We start from the raw sequence: 23674 nt of genomic DNA, 5'->3' as shown, positions 1-23674 counted from the left end.
TTATGAAACATAATATGTCGCTCTCCGTAGTGATGTGCACATACAACGGTGCATCACGCCATCTTGCAGAACAGCTCGACTCCATCTTCTCGCAGACGCTGCTCCCTGCCGAACTCATCGTTCAGGACGACGGGTCGACGGACAACACCATGGACCTCCTCCACGACTATGCAGCCAAGGCGCCCGAAGGAATGGAGATGCGGATATTCCGCAACGAGAAGCAGATGGGCATCAACGCCAACTTCTTCTCTGCCATGCGCCGTGCCAAGGGCGACCTCATAGCCGTCAGCGACCAGGACGACATCTGGATGCCGACAAAATTAGAGGAGCAGGTGGCAGCGATGGCTGATCCGCACATGATGATGTGCGTATGCCGGTCCGTGCCCTTCTCGGAGAGCGGAGCCGAGGTGCGCTACGATCCGCGCCGCCCCAACTGCAATCTCATCCGCCTCTTCTATGCTTCGATGATGGGACATTGCCAGATGCTGCGCCGCACGCTGCTCGACTATATTCCCTCCGAAACAGAACATCCCGACATCTATCGCCGCACGTGCTACGACGTGATGACAGCCACGGCAGCGGCTGCCCTTGACGCCATCTGCCTTATCGACCGTGTGCTTGTGCGCCAGCGCCGTTATGCTGAGACTGCCACGTATGTGGGAGTGGACGCCCATCGTGTCCGCCAGGCAGACAACGCCCTCTATATGGTGTGGTACGGTATGTGTCATTGGCATAAGGTGAAGCCGTGGATGCGCCAGCACTTCGCCGCCCGCCTGACGTTCATAGAGTGGGTGTGGCGACATGAGAAGGCTGGCACGCTGGACGTTCGTGACGGCGTCACCACCAACAACCCCATCTATGCCGACGCGCTGAAGCTCCTGCATGCCGAGTGTGGCACGTCGCCCTTCTCCCTCCTCTCCCTTATGCGAATGTACGTAAAGTATCGTCACGTCCTCTTCTATACTTATGAGAAAGACCCCGTGGCGCTCCTGCGTGCCCTCCTCCATCCCTTCATGCAGGTGTATAACTACAGGTATCTAGTCCCCAAAAAATAATAAGTACAAAATAATAAGTAATAAGTAAAAAATAATAAATACTAAATAATAACTGATGCACGTCTACTTCTACCACACGCAGAACATCCAGTATTGTCTTGACAGAATGAAGGACGGCGAGTTTCCCTCGCACTTCCTCTATGGCGCATGCCACCTCAAAGACAACGGCATCGGCGTTGTCTGGCATCGTTCGCCGAAGAAGACGCTCTCCCGTATAGCCACCGCCATTAGTACGGCATGGCGTGTGCTCACCTGCCGTGAGAAGTATGACGCCGTGTATGCCACGCATTACAAGGGGCTGGAACTGGTGGTGCTCCTCCGTGCTCTCCGTCTCTTCCGCAAGCCCATCATCGTATGGCATCACCAGCCCATTGTCACCTCTAAGAGCCGGTTGCGCGAGCTGGGAGGACGACTCTTCTATCGTGGTTTCGACCGCATGATTTTCTTTTCGCAGAAGCTCGTTGACGATTCTCTTAAGTCGCGCAAGGCAGACCCGCGCCGCATGGTTGTGGGACATTGGGGTGCCGACCTCGACTTCTACGACCGCATCTCGCGTTCGGTGGCTGAGGCTCGCCAAGCGTCTGCTCATGAGGGTGGGGCAGAGGCTCCCGTCTTCATTGCCACGGGTAAGGAACAGCGCGACCAGCCCACGCTCATCGAGGCGTTCCGCAATACTCCTCACCACCTTATATTATATATAGGCATCAATGCCGACCCCTCCATCCCCAATCCCAACCTTGACGCCGTGCGCCACTGCCATCCCTCCGCCAACGTGAAGGTGGTGGAGATATGTGGCTTGTTGCCTTACGAGATAGCGTGCGAGGTGGCAAAGGCATCGTGCGTGGTGATTTGCTGCAAGGAGACCCGTTACACCGCCGGCTTGACCACAGTGGTGGAGGCATTGGCATTGGGATTGCCCATCATCTGCAGCCGCAACCCCCAAATCCCGGTAGACTTCTCCCGCGACGGCTGCGGCATCTCCGTTCCCTACGGCGACGTGGAAGGCTGGCAACGCGCCGTCGACTACATCGCCACGCATCCAGAGGAGGCGCGTCGCATGGGAGAGAAAGGCAGACAAATAGCCGAGCGGACGTTTAATGATAAGCGCTGCGCAAGGGAGATTGCAGAAGTTATAAAGAGTGTGACGCATAAGTAGCCAAGGCAAACCTAGGAGGCTATGGCGTCTCGCCGTAGCCCCGCACCCCCGTACAGCAAGTCATTGGTAGCCTCGCACCCACGGACGCGAGCAGATTGAGTATGAGCTGCGGGTTCCGCTGGGCGGGACCTGTATCATGAAACCCACTGCAAGATGCGAAGCAGCGCAGCTGTGGGTAAATATGCCCCTCCCAAAATGAGTTCCCCGAAGGGGGACTTACACATCCTGTCTGATATTGAGGATGATAGTCGGTCCCGCTTTGCGGAACCAGGAGAGGGAGAGGTGATGCTTATCCCACAGCTGCGCTCCTTCGGAGCTTGCAGTGGGTTTCTGATGGATACGTGTCCCCTCGGGACACGGCGCTGATTGGTGTTCTGCTATGGTAGGCTGCGGGACACGGCGCTAATTGGTGTTCTGTTATAGTAGGTTGCGTGGCTACGGCGAGGACGCCATAGCCTCCTAAGTTTGTATCAGCCTTGGTGCAGTGATTTCCCTCCTGATGGAGCTGTTGTATCGAATTTTATGCTTACCTTTGCCAAATATTTCTTTATCAATACTGAATCTTCTGAGATATGCAAGCATGGGATGTCTATACCCCGCTTTTATATAAATGTATAAGTCTACTAAATCAAAGTACCTAATAATATAATGAACAAGATAATGAATAATAGAATGAAGCGTTGGTTAGGAGCTTCTGTTCTCTGCCTTGTCATTGGCAGCGGACAGAACGTCGTGGCACAGCAGGTGATTTTTCCGCAGGAAGTGCAAGCCGACAAAGCACAGTTGGTAAGCCGCTCTAAGGAGTGGACACTGAAGAACGCGTTGCTGACAGCCAAGTTTGCCAAAGTTAAGGGCAAGCTGATCTTTAATGGCTGCGAAGAGATGAACCTTAAACCAGGCACCGAACTGTTTAAAGTGGTATTGGGTGACGGCAGCACCTTCACATCCTCAGAGATGGAGCTGGTAAGCGTCGGCACCGAAAATCTTGTCGGCGACAAAAATGCCGTGAAGGGGTCGGACCGCTTTAACGGTAAAGCGCTCAAAGCCGTGTTTAAGAAGGGTGATCTCAATATCGTCTGGCATGCTGTGCTGCGTGACGGAAGCCACTATCTGCGCACCACCCTTGACGTGTCTGCCGACAAAGATATTGCCATGCAGTCCATAACACCTATGATCTACAATGTGGACGGGTATAAGGCACAGAGCGTGCCGGAGGTAGTTGGTAATACACGCGGCGCGCTTATTGCCAGCAATAAGATATTTGCAGGTCTTGAAACTCCTATGGGCGTAAACTCCGTTGAGGTGGAAGACACTATGTCTGCTACAGCCGATGTGCCTATTCAGGGTTATTGGCGCCGCAACACTACGCTTAAGAAGAGTCAGCCGTGGGAGGTCAGCTCCGTTGTAGGATTGGTGGCTCCCGGTCAGGCACGTCGTTCGTTTCTGGCTTATAGCGAGCGCGAACGTGCAGTGCCTTGGCGTGCGTTCCCCCTATACAATTCGTGGTACGAGCTAAACATCGACCGCAACAATGCCGTAGGTAATAACGGCGTGTATGATGCTTCCGACCTCAAGAACACAAAGGGCGACTACTCGGAGAACATGACATCCACACAGTGCGCAGACGTGGTGAAGCACTGGAAGGACAAGTTCTATGATGTGTATGGCAAGGCCCCCTATGCTTTCGTCTTTGACGATGGTTGGGATGCTTACGGCACATGGACTTTCAATCCGAACTTCCCCAATGGCTTCGCTGATGAAGACCGTCTGGCTAAGAGCATGGGTGTGGGCATCGGTGCATGGTTAGGTCCGGTAGGCGGTTACGGCGGTAGCGGCACTTATCGTCGCAAGTATTGGGAAAACCGTGGCGGTATGCAGTTGAGCAATGAGGCATATTACAACTACTTCATCGACTGCTGCAACAACATGATTAGCAATTACGATTTCCGCTTCTTCAAGTTTGACGGCATCAGCGCACAAGGTACAGCCTTCGGACCTGATGAGGGTGACACCGGCATTGAGAATGCTGAAGGAATCATCAGCATAGAACGTGCCGTGCGCAAGACACGTCCCGACATCTTCTTTAACACTACCGTGGGTACATGGGCTTCGCCCTTCTGGTTCCATTATAGCGATGCGATATGGCGACAGGATGCCGACTGCTCGTATATCGGCAATACGGGAACAGACCGTGAACAGTGGATAACTTATCGTGACCACATGGTTTATAAGATCTTCACGCAAGGTTCGCCGCTCTGTCCTATCAACACTTTGATGACGCACGGACTAATCCTTAGCGAGAAAGGCAAGCCTTACACTCCGAGCGACTATAGCTATGACGGTGTGTTGCGTGAGATGCGTTGTGCCTTTGGCTGTGGCTCGGGTATGGTGGAGCTATACACCGACTATAAGTTGATGGACCAGATTGAGGACAACGAGGGCAAGGCTGGCGCTCTGTGGAAGGACTTGGCGGAATGTATGGATTGGCAACAGCGTAATGCCGATGTGCTGCCAGATATTCACTGGGTGGGTGGCAACCCATGGGACGGCACTCAGGTGAATGTCTACGGTTGGGCTGCTTGGAACGGCAAGAAGGCAACTCTCACCCTTCGCAATCCCGATGTGAAGGAACGTCAGTTCACCACTACGCTCCGTGAAATGCTCGACATCCCTGCATACATTCAGACCACCATCACGCTCCGCAGCTCGTTTGCAGACCAGAAGGTGGCGGTAGAAGGAGGACTGAAGGGTATTGAGGTGAATAAGCCCATCAATATCGATGACCAGCTTACCCTAAGCTTCCCCGCCTCCACAGTCTTTGTGTTTGAGGGCACAGACAATGGCAACTTCAACTTTGCTGCCGTGCATTAGGAAGAATTTATACAGCAGCAAAAGCAAACATAGGAGGCTATGGCGTCTCGCCGTAGCCCCGCACCCACATACAGCATTATGGTAGCCCACCCCACGTACAGCAATATATTTTGTTATGGTAGGCTGCGTGGCTACGGCGGGACGCCATAGCCTCCTAAGTTTGTGTTGCAGCTTATTGTTATACAAACAACAAAGGATATAATCACCCACGGACGCGAGCAGATTGAGTATGAGCTGATGGTACTAAGTTACGTATTACAGCTGCGGGTTCCGCTGGGCGGGACCTATATCATGAAACCCACTGCAAGCTGCGAAGCAGCGCAGCTGTGGGTAAATATGCCCCTCCCAAAATGAGTTCCCCGAAGGGGGACTTACACATCCCGTCTGATATTGAGGATGATAGTCGGTCCCGCTTTGCGGAACCAGAAGAGGGAGAGGTGATGCTTATCCCACAGCTGCGCTCCTTCGGAGCTTGCAGTGGGTTTCTGATGGATACGTGTCCCCTCGGGACACGGCGCTGATTGGTGTTTTGTTATAGTAGGCTGCGTGGCTACGGCGAGACGCCATAGCCTCCTAAGTTTGTATCTGCCTTGGTGTAGACGAAGCCGAGAACAATTCCTAATTCAAAATTCGGCACGCAGTGGTGCTAATGTTAATAATGTTAATAAAGTTAAATTTATTGCGTGCGTTTGTTTTTGTTACGCGCTTTTTGATTAATTTTGCAAAAGAAAAACGATATAATATAAAAACCTAAGAAGCTGAACGATACTTTTTCAAACTTTTTTTTAAGAACTACTAAGGTAAAAATTAGTGGTATAGACTGGATGTGCATCGGGAAGCCTCTGCTATATTTTCACAACATAGAATAATCTTGTATGAGATATGTGTCGAGCATCTAACCGTGCAAGACAAAACTCAACAAAACTGAATATCTATAACTTAAAACAAATCAAGAATGGCGAATTTTACTCGCAAGACCCTTACGCTCGCAGCAGGACTGATGCTCAGCGTAATGTCGTCAAACGCGCAGCAGCTGCGCGAGGGTTACATCGATGCCGGTAAGGACACCGGTAGTGAAAAGTTCCAGTTTGCACTTCAGAACTGGCAGAACAACCATCGTTTGTCTAAGGATGACAATTTCTACATCTCACGTGTTAAGCCGCATGTTCGTTTCCGTAACGCCGCCACACAGGTACGCGACCTTACTGCTGAGAACGACAAGAAGCTTATCGCTTGGATTCCTGTAAGCGATCCTGCTTTCAACGCACTTCCTAACGGCGTTTTCGACTCAGAGGTGTTCTCAATGTGGTCGTACGTAACACACTACGGTGACTGGACAGCTTCATTGGGACGCATCCCCGCAGCTTTCCTTGACGCAGCACACAAGAACGGTGTGGGCGTATCGGGTGTGGCTTCCATTCCTAACGCAGGTCTTGGTGGCGACTGGCTGAAGATGATCACAGCTATGGGATCTGCTGACGCGGAACTCGCTGCCAAGTTCTTCCGCTACTATGGTATCAACGGTATGGGCTACAACTCAGAGTTCTATGACCGTGAGGGTGTTGTTGAGGATCTCCGCGACTTCCATGCTAACCTTGTAAAGGCTGCCGAGAAGAACGACCCGCTCTTCGAGAATTTCTGGTATGACGGCACCAACGACGGTGGTGGTATCTCATTCGACCAGGGTCTTGGTACGCACAATGAGGAGACATTCGGTGACGGTGAGAACCGCCGTACATCACTCTTCTTCAACTATAAATGGAACCGTACATATCTTATGGATAAGTCGGTGACAAAGGCTGAGGAAATGGGTCGTGATCCGCTCGACCTCTACTGCGGTGTAAACATGCAGGGCGGTGAGCCGCGAGGCACTTGCTGGTCATACCTTCCTTCACGTCGTCTCTCTATCGGTCTCTGGGGTGCTCACTCCAACAATATGTTCTGGGAGAGCCGTGGTGAGAAGGGCTCTAACCCCGACGTTAAGCAGAACACATACCTCCAGCGTATCGAGCGCTACTTCACCGGCGGTACCCGCAACCCGGCTAACTGTCCGTCTATCGTAGACCGTCACGCTTGCAACGCTGACAACTTCGCTTGGCACGGTATGTCTACGTTCATGACAGCACGTTCAGCCCTCAGCTGGAACCTCTCTGAGGAGCCGTTCATCACATACTTCAACCTCGGTAACGGTAAGTACTTCAACCTCGAGGGTAAGCGTCAGAACAACAACTCTTGGTATAACGTAGGTATGCAGGACTACCTCCCGACATGGCGCTGGTGGTTCGCAAGCAAGCTGCTCGGCAACAAGGCTACTGACGTTCCTGAGAACGGACTTGACGCTAACTTTACATGGGACGACGCTTACTTCGGTGGCTCTACCATCCGTCTTACCGGTTCTACAGCTGACGAGTATCTCCACCTCTTCAAGACAGAGTATGCTCTCAAGGCTGGTGACGTCATCACATTCAAGTATAAGCTCGCAGGTGGTACTTCAGACATCGACCTCTTGCTCTCTGCAAAGGGCAGCGAGACATCTGCAACAGCATACAACGTCCTCAAGACTTCTCAGAAGGCAGACGACGAGGAGTGGATTGAGAAGAAGTTTGTCGTTGGCACTGACTTCGACAGCAAGGACCTCGCTCTCGTAGCTCTCCACTTCAAGAACGCCAAGAACCTGAGCCTTCTCCTCGGTGAGTTCTCTATCGTTCGTGGCACTTCAGCTGCTCCTGCTGCTCCTGTCATCACAAGCAGCGATATGCTCTATAACAGCTATGCCGGTATGGATGCCAAGCTCATCTGGAACATGGAGAACAACAAGGCAGTGGACGAGCCTTGCTACAACATCGACGTAAAGACCTCTTACTTCAAGCTCTATGCTCAGGAAGAGGGTCAGGAGCCGGTTCTCTGCGGAACAACAACTTCATGGGCTGGTATGTTCTTCTCTATCCCAGTAACAAACAAGGCTGCTAAGGTTCGCCTCGGTGTTTCTGCCGTAGCCCTTGACCAGAAGTCAGAGTCGCAGATTGCTTGGACAGAGTATAACACTCCGACTTCATACACACTCAGCGACGACATACAGATTGACAAGACCACTATCAAGCCGGGTGAGAAGTTCACTATGGGCTATGTGGATCCTGAGCACAAGGACGCTGCATGGGAGCTCCTTGACGAGGAAGGCAACTCAGTATACTCTGGCAACGGCAAGACCGTTACTGTGGAGAACGGCCTTGAGAATATCGGTTCTTACACACTGAAGCTCACTGGCGACGTAAGTGGTATTGAGAAGGTACGCGAGTATCCGGGATATGTTCAGATTACAGACAAGAGCGTAGGTGCTCTGCCTGAAATCTATACTCTCACAGCTAACGACAGCGAGGAGCCTATCTCTATCAAGGTTGGCGATCAGGTGACAATGAAGTACACCGCTCGCGAGGCTAACGGTGCAAGTTCACAGGGTGTTGACCTCCAGGAGTATCGTTACGGTGCCAAGTGTTCTGACCTCGGAATCACAGGCGCTAAGTCGTTCTCTGTATCTTACTGGCTGAAGATCAACGAGCTTGCAGAGGGTGATACACAGCTCTTCTCTGTAGCAAACAAGACTGATGCATGGCCTAAGACTGACTGGGGTTGGATTTGGGTAAACATCAACCAGGAGGGTGTTGTCAACTCATACACATGGCGTGGTGCTGACAAAACCAGCAACAACGAGATCCAGTATAATTATGGTAACACCAAACTGCCGGTAGGTACATGGGTACACATTACTCACGTATTCGACTACAATGCAGAAGGTGGTCTTCGCGGTGACTTCTACGTTAATGGCAAGAAGCAGGAGATTGTTTCTTGGAAGCGTACTAACACTGGTGACAAGACAGGCGACCCGGGCTACCAGGAGAATCCTTACAACATCACAGATATGCAGGTACTTGCTGTAGGTGGTGACGCTGCATTCCGTAGCGGTATCAAGGGTGCTATTGACAACCTCCAGATTTGGGATCACGCTCTTACAGCTGATGAGGTACAGACCACTATGGGTACTATCGACTCTAACAATGTTCCTGCAGGCATCATCGCATTCTGGGACAACGAGAAGGCTGCCAACGACGACTTCACATTCGCTTCTGTAGGTCAGAAGAAGGGTGTTCAGGCTGGTCTCCACGCTTACACTCCGACAGGTGACGAGGGTCAGGGCGAGTTCGTATGGGTTGCTCCTAAGTACACCTCAGGCTGTCCGTTCATCACTGGTACAGCTTACCAGGTGGAGACAGTTCCGACATGGAGTGCTCCTAAGGCTGACATCATCTCTCAGTCAGGTAACGACACAGAGGGTAAGGCAGTTCTTTCTTACGAGAAGGAAGGCGTTCGCAACGTAACTCTGACACTTTCTAACTCACTCGGTAAGGACCAGCGCGTATTCTCTGCCATCACAATCGGCAGCGGCACTGGCATCGACCAGCTCGGCAACGGAGAGCTGAAGGCTTACACAGTAGGCGAGGACGTTATCGTAGAGTTTGCTGAGGCAGGCAACTATGACGTTCAGATTGTTAACGTGGCTGGACAGGCTCAGGCTCGCAAGGCTGCTGCAATCGCAGCTGGCGGCAACATGCAGGTTCGCCTCGCTAATGCAGGTGCTTACATCCTCACCGTCAAGAAGGACGGCAAGGTGGTTCGCACTATGAAGCTTATCAGAAAGTAATATAGGCATCACTATTGACAATTTGTCATATAAATGCAGAATGAGGTACGCCAGCCGGCTCTCTGCAGCCGGCATGGCTTACCGCATTCTGCTTTCCATCAACTACTCAGAAATCATCTAACTATTTTTTTTATCTAAAACCTCTATCTGTATTATTTATGACGAATAAGAGAAATTTGCTCCTTGCGTCAGCAATGCTCTGTGTAGCCATGGGTTATGCCCAGCGTACACCGACTCATCCGCTCGATATCAAGGACACCAACTTCAGCGACATTCTCGCTAACTTGGAGACTTGGGAACCGGGCAATCAGCCCATAGGTGTAAGCCGTATCGACGACGAGTTCTATATCTCTCGTGTACGTCCTTTGAAGCGCATCACCGACAACGTTTATCAGGCCAACAACGTGGCAGACCCGAAGCGTAAGTTCTGTCTCTGGACTCCGCTGGACGATCCTACCTCTTCTTGGAAGGCTCTTCCCCGCTACTGCTTCGAAGGTGACAACTTCTCAATGTGGTCTTACCTCGACATCCACGGCAACTGGACAGCTCCTTGGTTCCGCGTGACTGCAGGTCTGTCTGACGTTGCTCACAAGAACGGTGTAAAGGTGGGTTGTGTGCTCTCAATTCCTTGGGCAGCTTCCGTTTATCTTGACGGTGGCAACATCTATTCAAAGATTTTCACTAAGCTGACAGAGCGTGACGATAATGACAACTTCAAGAACGTTGACCGTTTCGTTCGTCTGCTCAAGTACTACGGCATTGACGGCATTGGCGTAAACTCAGAGTTCGGTTCTGACTACGACACAATGTCAGAGTTCCAGGAGTTCATCGCTGAATGTCACAAGAAGGCAGAGGAAATAGGCTGGGCATTCCAGCTTCACTGGTATGACGGTACCAACGACAACGGTGCTATCACCTTCGACCAGGGTCTTGGCAGTCACAACAAGGGAATGTTCGGTGCTGCCGGTCATGTGGTTACTGACATGATGTTCTCTAACTACAACACCGGCAAGGGTACGCTTCAGAACTCTGCCGCTTATGCTGAGTCGATGGGTCGCGACCCGTACGACTACTATAAGGGCTTCGACATCCAGGGCCGCGACCTTTCAAACTTCTACAACGCCGACTGGCGTAACCTCGAGGGCGTAAAGGCATCCATCGGTTTCTGGGGCGCTCACTCACAGGGCCTTATCCATCAGAGTGCTACCGACTACGGTACATCTGACGTAGCCATCCAGAAGGCATACCTCGAGAAGCAGGAACTTATCTTCTCAGGTGCTAACCGCAACCCGGCTAACGTACCCGCAGTAAACGGTACTACAACACTTGCAAACGCAAGCCTGAAGAACAACTTCCATGGTGTGGCTCGCTTCAATACAGCCAAGTCTACCATCCAGGCAGTTCCGTTCGTATCACGCTTCAACCTCGGTAACGGTCTGAAGTTCCGCAGCGAGGGTAAGGTGACATTCGACCACAAGTGGCATAACCTCAACACACAGGACATTCTTCCTACATGGCGTTGGTGGGTGGTAAATGCAGCTGAGCAGGCTCCTACATCAGGTCTCGTTAACGCAGAGCTTACATGGGACGACGCTTACTGGGGTGGCTCTTGCCTCCGTCTGAGCGGCGCTACAGATCTTTCACGTGTAAAGCTCTATCGCACATCTCTCACAGTAGAGCCTACATACAACATCTCTGTAACATACAAGATGAATAACGAACTTGACACACACGCCAAGCTCTTCGTTGCTCTCAAGGACAATGTTACATCATATAAGGAAATAGACATCCCTGCAGCTGAGAAGTTCGGCGAGTGGACAACATTCACCACAACTCTCGACAAGCTCGGTATCAAGTCAGGCGACAACATCGCCCTCATTGGTATCACAACCGAGAATACAGCTGCTGACTACTCGATGCTCGTTGGCGAGCTCGCAGTCCGCAACCCGCAGCAGAACTTCGCTCCGGTAGCTCCTGAGGTTAAGGAGGTGGAGGTTCTTCGTGGTAAGGGTAGCACTGTTGACTTCAAGATGCGTTATGCAGCCAAGGAGGAGACAGGCGGCGTTAAGACTTACAACGACGAGGTTGACACATGGTACTACGAAATCTGGATGCAGCAGAAGGATCAGGAGGCTCAGTATCTCACAGCCACCACATCATGGGCTGCCTACGTGATTGACGCTCCTATCAAGAGCGGTTTCGAGGGTCGCGAGTGCCGCTTCGGTGTACGTGCCGTTTCGCCGGACGGAATCAAGAAGAGCGACATCTCTTGGAGCGACTACAAGGAGATAGCATACGACACTCCGTCAAGCGAGGTGGTTCTCGACCGTCAGGTTGTAAAGCCGGGTGAGACATTCACCGTAGGTCTGGAGGACGCAATGGCAGATCCCGCACAGTCTTGGAAGGTTACAAACGCTGAGACTGCCAAGGTGGTTAAGACTGCTGAGAACGTTAAGTCGTTCGAGCTTGCCATCGACGAACTTGGCGTATACGACGTTACAATCGTTGACTCAAAGGGCGTAGAGCAGGTACTCCGTGGTAAGATTCACGTATCTCCCGAGGAGACTGGTGCTGTTCCCGTTGTCAACACTGTAAGCGTCGACAAGACCAAGGCTGAGACCTCTGAGGCTCTCAATATCTCTTACACATCTCGCGACGGCGAGGGTAAGGTGTCACGCGGTGTTCAGGTGAAGGACCCCAACATGCTCATGATTCCTGGCGAAATCCAGCAGGGCATGTCTTATTCATACGCTCTTTGGGTGAAGGTGGACAACTATGCACACGACAAGCAGGGTACAAACCTCATCAACAAGAACACTGTTGCCGACAAGTGGCCCCACAATAACTGGGGTGACCTCTGGGTACAGGTTCGTCCGGCTATCCCCGCTGGTCAGAACGAGTGCCGTCAGGATCACGCAGCCAACGAGGTTTCGTTCAACACAATGGGTTGGACAGGTCACGATAGCCCGAGAGAGTCGATGATGACCACAGGCTACAGCCTCAATCCTGGCGTTTGGAACCACATCTGCGTTACTCAGGGTGCTGACTGCCAGCAGAAGATCTACTTCAACGGCAAGTGCGTAGCTGGTCCTAACAACTTCGCAAACTCAACACGCCGTGAGGACAATCCTGACAGCCGTATCGACAGATGGACCACTGCAAACATCTTCATCGGTGGCGGTGGCGTTTACAAGGCAGGTCTTAACGCAACCATCGACGAGGTTCAGGTTTGGAACAAGCCTCTTACTGACGACGAGGTGAAGGCAGCCATGAAGGGATTCGCTGACGGCTCAGTGCCCGAGGGTCTCCAGGGCTACTACACCTTCGAGGATTACAATAAGGCAGACTCTACATTCGCTAACCACGGTCACGCAGGTGCTGAGTATGTTGCCAAGATGGTGTTCATGGACGGCAGTGGCGGTGAGAACACAGCCAGCGCTGCTTATAAGAAGGTGGCTTCTGACAACAACCTCACCGGTTATCCAGGCATCCCGGGTACACTCGAGGTTAAGACAGACCGCAAGTGGCTCCTCGCAGGTGCACGTATCTCTTCTGAGACAGACAAGGCTGCTGTCATCACTTACGCTCGTGAGGGATCTTACGAGGCAGGCGTACAGCTCACCAACTTCTGGGGCGAGTCATCTAAGATGGTTGACGACGCAATCGAGATTACTGAGCCTACAGCTATCAACGGTGTAGACCGCGACGCTCAGTTCTCAGTTTATCCGAATCCGTTCGTAGAGAGCGTTAACTTCCGCTTCGCAGAGGGTGGTGCTTACACCATCAACATCGTAAGCGCAAGCGGCGCACTCCTCCAGACCAACTCATTCAACGCTGGCGCTGGTGAGGCTGTCAACGTGGCAGTAACAGGTGGTAAGGGCCTCTACGTAGTTCAGGTAATGAAGGACGGCAAGCTCTACAAGGCCGTAAACGTGGTTAAGAAGTAAGCCGCAGACTCAGGCTATTTCTTTAATGTATACCACTAAGAAAGAATAAATAATCAACAACGAAAAGGCGAGTCGGTAGTTCAGTAAAATTTTTCTTTTTATTTGAGCCGCCGACTCGCATTATAGAAAACAGCTATAACTTTTCCATTTTAAATCAAATCAAAACAATGAACAACAATTCCAACGAAAAAGGACAGATGTTCTTGAAGGCTGCTTTCGCCGCCCTGCTCGCAGCAGGTGTGCCGGCTCAGTATGCTTCTGCTGCAGGAACAACCGCTCCCAACGCTTTGATTCAGGCAAATGAGAATCTGGTGCAGGGTTGCGTTACTGACGCTACTGGCGAACCCCTCATTGGCGTTAGCGTAGTTGTAAAGGGTGCCACTGGTCTCGGTGTCGTTACCGATATCGACGGTAACTACAAGATCAATGTAAAGGACAAGAACGCAACACTCGTATTCTCTTACATCGGCTATACTGCACAGGAGGTTAAGATCGCTGGTCGTACTAACGTAGACGTTAAGATGGCTGACGAAAGCTCAGTGCTTAAGGAGGTCGTTGTTACCGCCATGGGTATTAAGCGTAAGGAAACCTCTCTTACATATTCAACACAGCAGGTTAAGGCTTCTGACCTCAACCGCGTACAGGACCCCAACGTTGCCAACTCTCTCGAGGGTAAGGTATCAGGTGTGACCATCACTCCGTCTGCCGGTGGTGCCGGTGGTGCTTCCAAGATCCTCCTCCGTGGTAACAAGTCAATCATGGGTAAGAGTACTCCGCTTATCGTAGTTGACGGTGTGCCTATGAGCAACAACACACGTGGTGAGGTAGGTAGCGGCTCAATGCTCGCAGTAGGTGCTTCTGAGGGTGGCGACGCTCTCTCAATGATCAACCCTGACGACATCGAGTCAATCAACGTCCTCAAGGGTGCCAACGCTGCTGCCCTCTACGGTTCAGAGGCTGCCAACGGTGTGCTCATGATCACCACAAAGAAGGGACGTGAGGGCAAGATGGCAATCACGGTTTCTTCTAACGTAACCTTCGACAACCCGCTCCTCACTCCGGACATCCAGAACGTATACGGCGCTTCTGTTACTCCGGTTAGAGACGATGCGGGCAACATTACCAGCGGTAAGGTGGGTATCTACAGCTGGGCCCCAAGGTTTCTGAGATGAGCCAGTATAAGATGACAGGTGCTGACGGTCAGTCATACCTCGGTCTGCCCGTTACTATGAACTCGGAGAAGTTCTCAGGTCAGATGAATAATGTTCATCTCCGCGACTATGCTAAGAACGACCTCGACGACTTCTATCGCACTGGTGTAACGACCAACAACTCTATCGCACTTTCAGGTGGTACTGACAAGATGAGCAGCTACTTCTCTTACGGTAACTCTCACTCTGACGGTATGCTTCCTAAGAACTCATACAACCGTCACACTCTGTCTTTCCGTCAGGACTTCAAGTTCTTCGACCGTTTGAGCGTTAACGTATCGATGAACTACATCCAGACCAAGACAAAGAACCGTCCTGGTGGTGGTGTTGCAATGAACCCGATTTACCACATGTATACGGCTGCCCGCAACATCGATATGGACTATTATCGTAACAACTACGCCAACGCTGAAGGCACATGGCGCAGCGAGCCGACTGGCTACTACAAGAAGAACGCCGACAATACATATTCTTGGACAACTGACCGTGCAGACCTTACAGGTCCGCAGCAGAACTGGGCATACCAGGAGAATGGTCAGAACAACCCGTACTGGCTGCTCAAGCAGAACAACGGCGTGAACAAGGAAGACCGCTTCTTCGGTAACGTAACCGGTACGCTCGATATCTATGACGGCCTCTCTTTCCAGGCTCGTATCGGTATGGACTTCTCAAAGTATGAGACAGACGCACGCCGTTATGCTACAACATGGCTTCCTTCAGGTATGGAGGACTACGGACGTTACTGGTGGGGTTACAGCAAGACCACTGAGATCTACACCGACTACATGCTTAACTATAACAAGACATTCGGCGACTGGGATGTTTCTGCAACTCTCGGTTGGGTAGGTCACACCACTAAGGGCGAGGGACACTCTTACGACTCTGGCAACGCTACATACTACTATGCAAACCGCCAGCAGCTCAGCACACTCGTCAACTACTTCTCAACATCAGCAGGTGGTCCTGGCGCTCTTTCACAGAGCAAGTCTTCAGACTGGAACAAGGGTGCTGTCTTCACAGCTCAGGTTGGCTGGAAGGACAAAATCTATGTCGACGGATCATACCGTGAGGACTGGTATCGCTCATTCCGTCAGTTTAAGGATCGTGGTACGCCCGAGCACTACGGTTACTTCGGATTTGGTGCCAACGCCATTGTCAGCTCATTGGTGAAGCTCCCCGAGTGGTTCAACTACTTGAAGTATCGTGCTTCTTACTCAGAGGTAGGTAACTCTATTCCTAACCAGGTGTACGGTTCGCAGAACATCAACCTCGAGACTGGCGCTTACACACCGTCACAGTGGGCTACCTTCAAGAACCCGCGTCCTGAGAAGACCGCTTCATTCGAGACCGGTATCGAGTCATTGTTCCTCAACAACCGACTCAGCCTCGACCTTACATACTATAACGCTACGATGTCTAACCTCTACCTCGTTGGTACCAACGCTTCAGGTAAGTCAATCCCGATGAACACCTGTAAGATCCGCAACCAGGGTGTTGAGGCTACTGTAGGCTACGACTTCAAGTTCGGCGCACAGGGCCTCCGTTGGAAGACTTCTTACAACGTTTCTTACAACAGCAACAAGATTCTCCGTACAGCTTACGACGAGAAGACTGGCAAGGAGAACATCATCGCAAGCTATGTAGGCGGCGTACAGGTGCTCTATAAGGAAGGTGGTAAGTTCGGCGATATGTACGTAACTGACCTCAAGCGTTACAAGGCCACTGATGCTGCCGTTAAGAACGGCACAGCTAAGGAAGGCTGGTATGTGCTCAACTCTCAGGGTGGTGTACAGATGGACTCAGAGAACACCTATGGCAAGTATGTCGGCAACATGAACGCTGACTGGCAGATGGGTTGGACCAACAGCTTCTCATATAAGGACTTCACACTGTCGTTCCTCATCAACGGACGTATCGGCGGTAAGGTGCTCTCTATGACTGAGTCGTTCCTCGACGGTTATGGTCTGTCACAGCGCTCTGCAGACGCTCGTCTCAACGCTGAGGCTAACAAGATTTACGCTGACGCAGTTTATGGCGAGAATGTTCTCGGTGTCAAGCTTGACGACGGCAGCGGTCGTATTGTTCCTGTTTCGGCTTACTATCAGTCAGTTGGTGGTGTGGCACCTCAGGATATCGAGCGTTACCTCTACAGCGGAACCAACTTCCGTCTGCGTGAGCTCTCTCTCGGCTATACCTTCCGTGACCTCTTCGGAGCAAACAAGAACCTGAGCCTGTCGTTCATCGCGCGTAACCTCTTCTTCCTCTATAAGGATGCTCCCGTTGATCCGGACGTGTCGCTCTCAACAGGAACTGGTCTTAGCGCATTCGAGGTATTCAACATGCCTTCTTCACGCTCATTCGGTTTCTCTCTGAACGTCAACTTCTAATAAACAACATCATCTATAATAAGAATAGAAAAAATCGAATATGAAAACATCTAAGATATTTCTGATGTCTGCCATGGTCCTCTCGGCTTTCGGTCTGCAGTCATGTCTTGACTACGACACTCCGTCTGACGAGTTCCAGAAGGAAACGACGGTTGTCACACCTCCTACCATCTCTACTGGTAAGGCAGACAGCATCAATTATAATGTAGAAATCACCGAGAAAATGTATCAGAACGCTTACAAGCGTCTCCGTTCACAACTCGGAACAGCCCTCACCGGTATCTACAGCATCCGTGGCGGTAAGGAAGGTGGCAAGCCTGAGGCTCATGCATACCAGTTCCAGTTCTGCCTTGGTCCTGACAACTACGTTCAGTACAGCTGCGTACCTCACTCGGACTTCCCTTACTCTAACGCTGAGTTGAAGTCTACATATCACCTCTCTAAGGGATTCAACGGCGGTCCTGGCGGTGGCTTCTCTTCTTGCAAGACCTGTATCGCTCCCATCCTCAACAACGGTGACCTTGACTCTATCCCTGAGCTGAAGGCAGCTTATCTCTTGCTCTATAACTATGCTGCAATAGAGAATGCTGATATGTTCGGTCCGATGCCTTACAACGATTTCAAGAAGAACCGTGACGAGTCGCCGTTTACATACGATGATGTCCGTACCATCTACTACAGCGCAAAGGCTAACATCGACTCTTGTGTAGCTGCTTTCAAGCACTTCCAGAAGCGTCCAGAGTGGTATAAGACCAAGGTTGTGAAGAACATCTTCATCAACCGTCTGCCGTTGCTTAAGAATGCTGATCTTTATGAAGCAGAGGGTTTGCAGCCTTGGATTGAGTTTGCCAACTCACTGAAGCTTCGTATGGCTATCCACCTCGCAAAGGTGGAGCCTCAGACAGCTAAGGAATGGGCTGAGGCTGCGTTCGTGACGGTGTTATCTCTCAGTCCTCACATGAGTTTGCTCTCTATGCTTCTGTTCTTGGTTTCGACCATCCTATTGTTCAGATTTCAGAGTGGGGTGACTCACGTCTTGGCGCTTCTTTCTGCAGCATGCTCGAGAGCCTTGACCACCCGTACGTTAAGTACCTCTTCAAGAAGAACACTGAGGCTATTGAGAAGACCGGTAACAAGGGCTCTGCTCCTAAGACCACACCTGCTGAGTCTGTAATCGTAGGTATGCGTGACGGTACTGTTCCTGGCATCGGTCAGAGTGCTGGTACCAACTCGTATATCTCATTCTCTAAGCTTGACAACCAGTACATGAACTCACACTTCCCGCCGTGCTACTTCATGAAGCTTTCTGAGGTTTGCTTCCTCCGTGCTGAGGGCGCTCTCCGTGGCTGGAACATGGGTGGTTCTGCACAGCAGTTCTATGAGGAGGGCATCCGCTATGCTTTCCTTGAGGACCGCGACATGGATGACATCAAGTACAAGGATATGCTTGAGGACTACATGAACGTAACAAAGGCTAAGGACTACACTTACGTTGATCCGACTGGTGAGACTCCAGATATGCCGAGCGTTACTAAGATTCCGGTTAAATGGGACAACTCTCTTGACAACGAGAAGAAGCTTGAGATGATCATCACTCAGAAGTACATCGCTTCTTATCCTTACAGCTATGAGTCTTGGGTTGACCTTCGTCGTACAGGCTATCCCCGTCTCTTCCCTGTCCTCAACCCTGAGGATGGTGACGGTTCGCTCACAATGGGTGACAACGCTGAGTATTGCTCAGGTCTGAACATCATCCGCCGTCTGCCTTGGTTCACTGACGATCCTCAGACCAAGGAGGACCTCAACGCAACAGGTCTGCCCGCACTCGGTGGTCCTGATCAGCAGGCTACACGCCTTTGGTGGGATGTTGACGCTCCTAACTTCTAAACATCGCCCGACACGCCGCAAGGCGTAAGGCAATAAACAATAAGAAAGCCGTGGCGCTCCGCAAGGAGTAAGCCACGGCTTGCTTCGTTCTTAGACATGTAGACATGTTTTTTAGACATGAAGACATGTAGACATGTTTTTTTAGACATGTAGACATGTTTTTTTAGACATGAAGACATGATTTTTTTGACATGCAGACATGCAGACATGTTTTTTAGACATGAAGACATGTAGACATGTTTTTTAGACATGAAGACATGTAGACATGATTTTTAGACATGACTTCCTGTCTTCCTGTCAAAAATCATATCCAACGAATCATGTCTTCATGTCTTCTTGTCAAAAACCTGTCTTCCTGTCAAAAACCAGAAAACGAAGAAAGCGGATGTGGCGTTCTTTGGGGAACGTCGCATCCGCTTTCGTGTTTCTTTTTATGCTATTAAGCTTTGTCAGCTTGCTTATGCCTCAGCGTCCTGTGTGTGGAACGGAGTGGCAGTGCGAGGCTGCTGCTGCTCGGGGAGCTGGATCTTACCGAAGTTCTGCTCATACTTCTGGATGTTGTCGTTGAGGGCCATGAGGAGACGCTTAGCGTGCTCGGGAGCCATTACGACGCGGCTGCGTACCTGCGGCTGCTGCAGTCCGGGGAGCATGCAAGTGAAGTCGAGGATAAAGTCGCTTGAAGAGTGAGTGATGAGTGCGAGGTTAGCGTAAACGCCTACACCGATTTCCGGCTTCAGTTCGATCTGAAGACCCTGGGGCTGCTGGTTCTTGTTTTCTTCCATTTTGTTATTTTGTTTAAAGTTAATATTGTGTGTTTTCAGTATTTCTATATGCAAAGATAATATTTTATATGGAGTCTCACAAATTAAATTTATTAAAAAATTATTGAGAGCTCAAAAAGCTGCAGAACCAAAAAAAATGTGTAAGTTTGCATATACAATTAAAAAGTATGCCCAACTATTAAAAAATGACGTTATGGCACGATTCTATTCGCTGAAGAAAAAGGACGAAGAAGACGCCCGCATCGCCGATCCGTTCGGTGTATTGCGCTCCGTCCCGAAGACGTCCTCAGGTAAGCAAACTAAAGAACAATATATTATGACAAAAGTGTACGTATTTCTTGCCGATGGCTTCGAGGATGTCGAGGCATTGGCTCCCGTTGATATCCTTCGCCGTGGTGGTGTTGGAGTGGTTACTGTCAGCATCAACGGCTCTGAGATGGTAAAGTCTGCCCACAATGTATATGTAAAGGCTGATGTCCGCTTCGAGGAAGCCGACTTCTCTGATGCCGACCTCCTTATGATTCCCGGCGGTATGCCTGGCGCCAAGAACCTTGACGAGCACAAAGGTGTGCGCAATGCCCTTCTCGCACATGCCAAGCAGGGCAAGCTTCTCAGTGCCATCTGCGCCGGACCTATGGTTCTCGGTCATCTCGGACTGCTTGACGGTCTGCGTGCCACCTGCTATCCCGGCTTCGAAGGCGAGCTGAAGGGCGCCACCTACACAGCCCAGCTTGTCACCGTCGACGGTAATGTGGTAACGGGCAAGGGTCCGGCAGCTGCGTTCGAGTATGCCTTTACCCTCCTCTCCATCCTCAAGGGCGAGAAAGTGGTAAGTGATCTGAGAAAAGGCATGATGTTCGAGTAGTATGAACAAGGACTATATCATCATTGTGGCAGGAGGAAAGGGACTGCGTATGGGCGGCGATCTGCCAAAGCAGTTCCTCCTCGTTGACGGCAGGCCCGTCCTGATGCGAACCATAGAGCGTTTCCGTCAGTACAGCGAAGCCATCGGCATCATCCTCGTATTGCCTCACGCCCAGCAAGACTATTGGCGTCAGCTCTGCAAGGAATATCACTTCAACGTGGAGCATACTGTGGTGGACGGCGGCGACACCCGCTTCCAGTCATGCAAGAACGGAATAGCCGCTGTTCCCGACGACGCCACCGGCGTGGTGGGCATCCATGACGGCGTACGACCCTTTGTCACCGTGGACGTCATAGCTCGCACCTATGAGGCTGCCCGTGAGCATGGAGCAGCCATGCCCGTAATGCCCGTCACCGACACGCTGCGCTACGTGGCTGGCGAAGACGGAGGCCATAACGTGCTGCGCTCCGACTATCGCACCGTCCAGACACCGCAGACTTTCGACATCCAGCTCATCAAGCGCGCCTACGACGTGCCCTACAGCGAAGCCTTCACCGACGACGCGTCTGTGGCTGAGGCAGCCGGACACAAGGTGGTGATGGTGGAAGGTTGTCGTGAGAACATCAAGCTGACCACACCCTACGACCTGCTCCTTGCGGATTTTATCTGCAAACAGTAATTCGTAATTCCTAACTCGTAACTCCTAAATCTCAATATGGATATACTCTCGCAAGACATAATGTATCTGCCCGGTGTGGGCCCCCAACGTAAGGAAATCCTGAGCAAGGAGCTTGGGATATCCACATGGCGTGACCTTATCGAGAATTTTCCTTATAAGTATGTCGACCGCAGTCGTATCTATACCATTCGTGAGCTTTCCGCCGATATGCCCTTCGTGCAGATAAAGGGCAAGGTGCTCAGCTATGAGGAGTTCGAGATGTCGGCGCGTAAGAAGCGAGTGGTCGGTCATTTCAGCGACGGCACCGGTGTAGCCGACCTCGTTTGGTTCAGCGGAGCACAATATATATATAAGAACTATAAGGTAGGGCAGGAGTTCGTAGTCTTCGGTCGCCCTACCGTCTATCAGGGACGTTTCCAGTTTGCTCATCCCGAGATGGAGCGAGCCTCCGACCTTCAGCTCTCCGAAATGGGCATGCAACCTTACTATACCACCACGGAGCGCATGAAGAAGATGGGCATCACGTCGCGAGTGATAGAGAAGACGGTCAAGAACATGCTTCTCAAACTGAAGGACCCGCTCCCCGAAACCCTCCCTACCTTCATCACCAAACCGCTTCACCTCGTCTCGCGCGATGAGGCGTTGCGCTGCGTACATTATCCCAAGACGCCGCAGCAGATGAAGGCGGCACGCGACCGTCTGAAGTTTGAAGAGCTGTTCTACGTGCAACTCAACATTCTCCGCTATGCTTCCGACCATCGTCGCAAGTATCGCGGCTATGTATTCCAGCATGTCGGCAAGCTGTTTAACGACTTCTATTCGCAGAACCTCACCTTCAGTCTTACCGGTGCGCAGAAGCGAGTGATGCACGAGATACGTGACGACATGCGTTCCGGTAGGCAGATGAACCGTCTGCTCCAAGGCGACGTAGGTTCCGGCAAGACACTTGTGGCGCTGATGACAATGCTCATCGCCCTCGACAACGGTTTTCAGGCGTGCATCATGGCACCCACCGAAATCCTCGCCGAGCAGCACTTCACCACCATAACGGAGTTTCTTCGCGGTCTCGGCATCCGTGTGGAACTCCTCACTGGCATAGTGAAAGGAAAGAAGCGTCGCGAGGTGCTTGAGGGCCTTATCTCCGGCGAGGTACAGATTCTCGTCGGCACGCATGCCGTATTAGAGGATCCGGTCAAGTTTCAGCGACTTGGTGTGGCTGTCATCGATGAGCAACACCGGTTTGGAGTGGAGCAGAGGTCGCGCCTTTGGGCTAAGAGCGAGAATCCTCCCCACATCCTCGTGATGACCGCCACCCCCATCCCACGCACCCTCGCCATGACCATATACGGCGACCTTGATGTGAGTGTCATCGACGAGTTGCCGCCGGGACGCAAGCCCATACAGACCATACATAAGTATGACAAGCAACTTACGTCGCTCTATAACGGCATCCGCAAGCAGATAAACCTCGGTCGTCAGGTGTATATCGTCTTCCCGCTTATCTCCGAGAGCGAGAAGATGGACCTGAAGAACCTTGAGGAAGGCTACGCTTCGCTGTGTCAGATATTCCCTGAATTCAAAATCAGCAAGGTGCACGGCAAGATGAAGTCGGCAGAGAAAGACGCTGAAATGCAGAAGTTCGTGAGTGGCGAGACGCAGATTCTCGTTGCCACCACCGTCATAGAGGTGGGCGTAAATGTTCCCAATGCCTCCGTAATGGTAATCCTCGACGCTCAACGCTTCGGTCTTTCCCAGCTCCATCAGCTCCGCGGTCGTGTTGGAAGAGGTGCCGAGCAGAGCTATTGCATCCTCGTCACTGGCTACGAACTCTCCGCCGTTACCCGCAAGCGCATCGACATCATGTGCGACACGAACGACGGTTTCCGCATCGCCGAGGCCGACCTCAAGCTTCGCGGTCCCGGCGATCTCGAAGGCACGCAGCAGAGCGGCATCGCCTTCGACCTTAAGATTGCGGACATCGCCCGCGACGGACAGTTTGTGGCGCTTGCCCGACAGGAGGCACAGAAAATCATTGATGCTGACCCCACCTGCACGTCCAAAGAATATGCCATGCTATGGCGACGCCTAAGAGAGCTGCGCGATACCAACATCAACTGGGCTGCCATTTCGTGAGAGAG

Annotated in this window: 10 protein-coding genes and 2 pseudogenes; 11 read left to right on the top strand and 1 reads right to left on the bottom strand. The window is 51.6% G+C overall.

Annotated elements, in window-relative coordinates:
• Positions 1–2: 2 nt before the first annotated feature.
• From CHL74_RS05130 to CHL74_RS16130, 8 genes and pseudogenes are all read left to right on the top strand, one after another.
• Complete coding sequence (locus CHL74_RS05130) at positions 3–1055, top strand: glycosyltransferase (protein ID WP_094880094.1); 1053 nt, start codon at positions 3–5, stop codon at positions 1053–1055.
• A gap of 55 nt (positions 1056–1110) precedes the next feature.
• The gene (locus CHL74_RS05125) at positions 1111–2211 is read left to right on the top strand and encodes a glycosyltransferase (protein ID WP_094880093.1); all 1101 of its coding nucleotides are present in this window, start codon (positions 1111–1113) and stop codon (positions 2209–2211) included.
• 660 nt (positions 2212–2871) lie between these two features.
• On the top strand, positions 2872–5082 hold the full coding sequence (locus CHL74_RS05120) for a hypothetical protein (RefSeq protein ID WP_141241237.1): 2211 nt from the start codon (positions 2872–2874) through the stop codon (positions 5080–5082).
• Positions 5083–6037: 955 nt separating this feature from the next.
• Positions 6038–9778: an endo-beta-N-acetylglucosaminidase gene (locus CHL74_RS05110; RefSeq protein WP_094880090.1), complete on the top strand. Its 3741-nt coding sequence runs from the start codon at positions 6038–6040 to the stop codon at positions 9776–9778.
• 158 nt (positions 9779–9936) lie between these two features.
• Positions 9937–13725, top strand: coding sequence for an endo-beta-N-acetylglucosaminidase (locus CHL74_RS05105; RefSeq protein ID WP_094880089.1), 3789 nt, complete (start codon positions 9937–9939; stop codon positions 13723–13725).
• Positions 13726–13892: 167 nt separating this feature from the next.
• Positions 13893–17323, top strand: a pseudogene (locus CHL74_RS05100) (SusC/RagA family TonB-linked outer membrane protein).
• Positions 17324–17363: 40 nt separating this feature from the next.
• Positions 17364–18194, top strand: a pseudogene (locus CHL74_RS16135) (SusD/RagB family nutrient-binding outer membrane lipoprotein); the annotation flags it as partial.
• Positions 18195–18265: 71 nt separating this feature from the next.
• The gene (locus tag CHL74_RS16130; RefSeq protein WP_254923225.1) at positions 18266–19210 is read left to right on the top strand and encodes a SusD/RagB family nutrient-binding outer membrane lipoprotein; all 945 of its coding nucleotides are present in this window, start codon (positions 18266–18268) and stop codon (positions 19208–19210) included.
• 458 nt (positions 19211–19668) lie between these two features.
• Here CHL74_RS16130 and CHL74_RS05090 read toward each other — a convergent pair whose 3' ends face one another.
• On the bottom strand, positions 19669–19992 hold the full coding sequence (locus CHL74_RS05090) for a DUF3467 domain-containing protein (protein ID WP_094880088.1): 324 nt from the start codon (positions 19990–19992) through the stop codon (positions 19669–19671).
• A gap of 316 nt (positions 19993–20308) precedes the next feature.
• Between CHL74_RS05090 and CHL74_RS05085 the strand changes: the two genes are divergently transcribed.
• From CHL74_RS05085 to recG, 3 genes are read left to right on the top strand one after another with little or no spacing between them, the layout of a single operon-like run.
• Positions 20309–20857: a DJ-1 family glyoxalase III gene (locus tag CHL74_RS05085; protein ID WP_094880122.1), complete on the top strand. Its 549-nt coding sequence runs from the start codon at positions 20309–20311 to the stop codon at positions 20855–20857.
• A 1-nt stretch (position 20858) separates the two neighbouring features.
• On the top strand, positions 20859–21536 hold the full coding sequence (locus CHL74_RS05080) for a 2-C-methyl-D-erythritol 4-phosphate cytidylyltransferase (protein WP_094880087.1): 678 nt from the start codon (positions 20859–20861) through the stop codon (positions 21534–21536).
• Positions 21537–21572: 36 nt separating this feature from the next.
• The gene (gene recG, locus CHL74_RS05075) at positions 21573–23669 is read left to right on the top strand and encodes an ATP-dependent DNA helicase RecG (RefSeq protein WP_094880086.1); all 2097 of its coding nucleotides are present in this window, start codon (positions 21573–21575) and stop codon (positions 23667–23669) included.
• The last annotated feature ends 5 nt before the right edge of the window (positions 23670–23674 follow it).

The sequence above is a fragment of the Prevotella sp. 885 genome (assembly GCF_002265625.1).
In the GTDB taxonomy this organism is placed as follows: Bacteria; Bacteroidota; Bacteroidia; order Bacteroidales; family Bacteroidaceae; genus Prevotella.
Note: the sequence above shows the minus strand (reverse complement) of the source record. Positions and strands in the feature narration are given on the sequence as shown.

Excerpts from the sequence above, each read along its gene's own strand:
- CHL74_RS05130 (WP_094880094.1), top strand. The coding sequence starts at position 3 with ATGAAACATAATATGTCGCTCTCCGTAGTGATGTGCACATACAACGGT.
- CHL74_RS05125 (WP_094880093.1), top strand. The coding sequence starts at position 1,111 with ATGCACGTCTACTTCTACCACACGCAGAACATCCAGTATTGTCTTGAC.
- CHL74_RS05120 (WP_141241237.1), top strand. The coding sequence starts at position 2,872 with ATGAATAATAGAATGAAGCGTTGGTTAGGAGCTTCTGTTCTCTGCCTT.
- CHL74_RS05110 (WP_094880090.1), top strand. The coding sequence starts at position 6,038 with ATGGCGAATTTTACTCGCAAGACCCTTACGCTCGCAGCAGGACTGATG.
- CHL74_RS05105 (WP_094880089.1), top strand. The coding sequence starts at position 9,937 with ATGACGAATAAGAGAAATTTGCTCCTTGCGTCAGCAATGCTCTGTGTA.
- CHL74_RS05090 (WP_094880088.1), bottom strand. The coding sequence starts at position 19,992 with ATGGAAGAAAACAAGAACCAGCAGCCCCAGGGTCTTCAGATCGAACTG.
- CHL74_RS05085 (WP_094880122.1), top strand. The coding sequence starts at position 20,309 with ATGACAAAAGTGTACGTATTTCTTGCCGATGGCTTCGAGGATGTCGAG.
- CHL74_RS05080 (WP_094880087.1), top strand. The coding sequence starts at position 20,859 with ATGAACAAGGACTATATCATCATTGTGGCAGGAGGAAAGGGACTGCGT.
- recG (WP_094880086.1), top strand. The coding sequence starts at position 21,573 with ATGGATATACTCTCGCAAGACATAATGTATCTGCCCGGTGTGGGCCCC.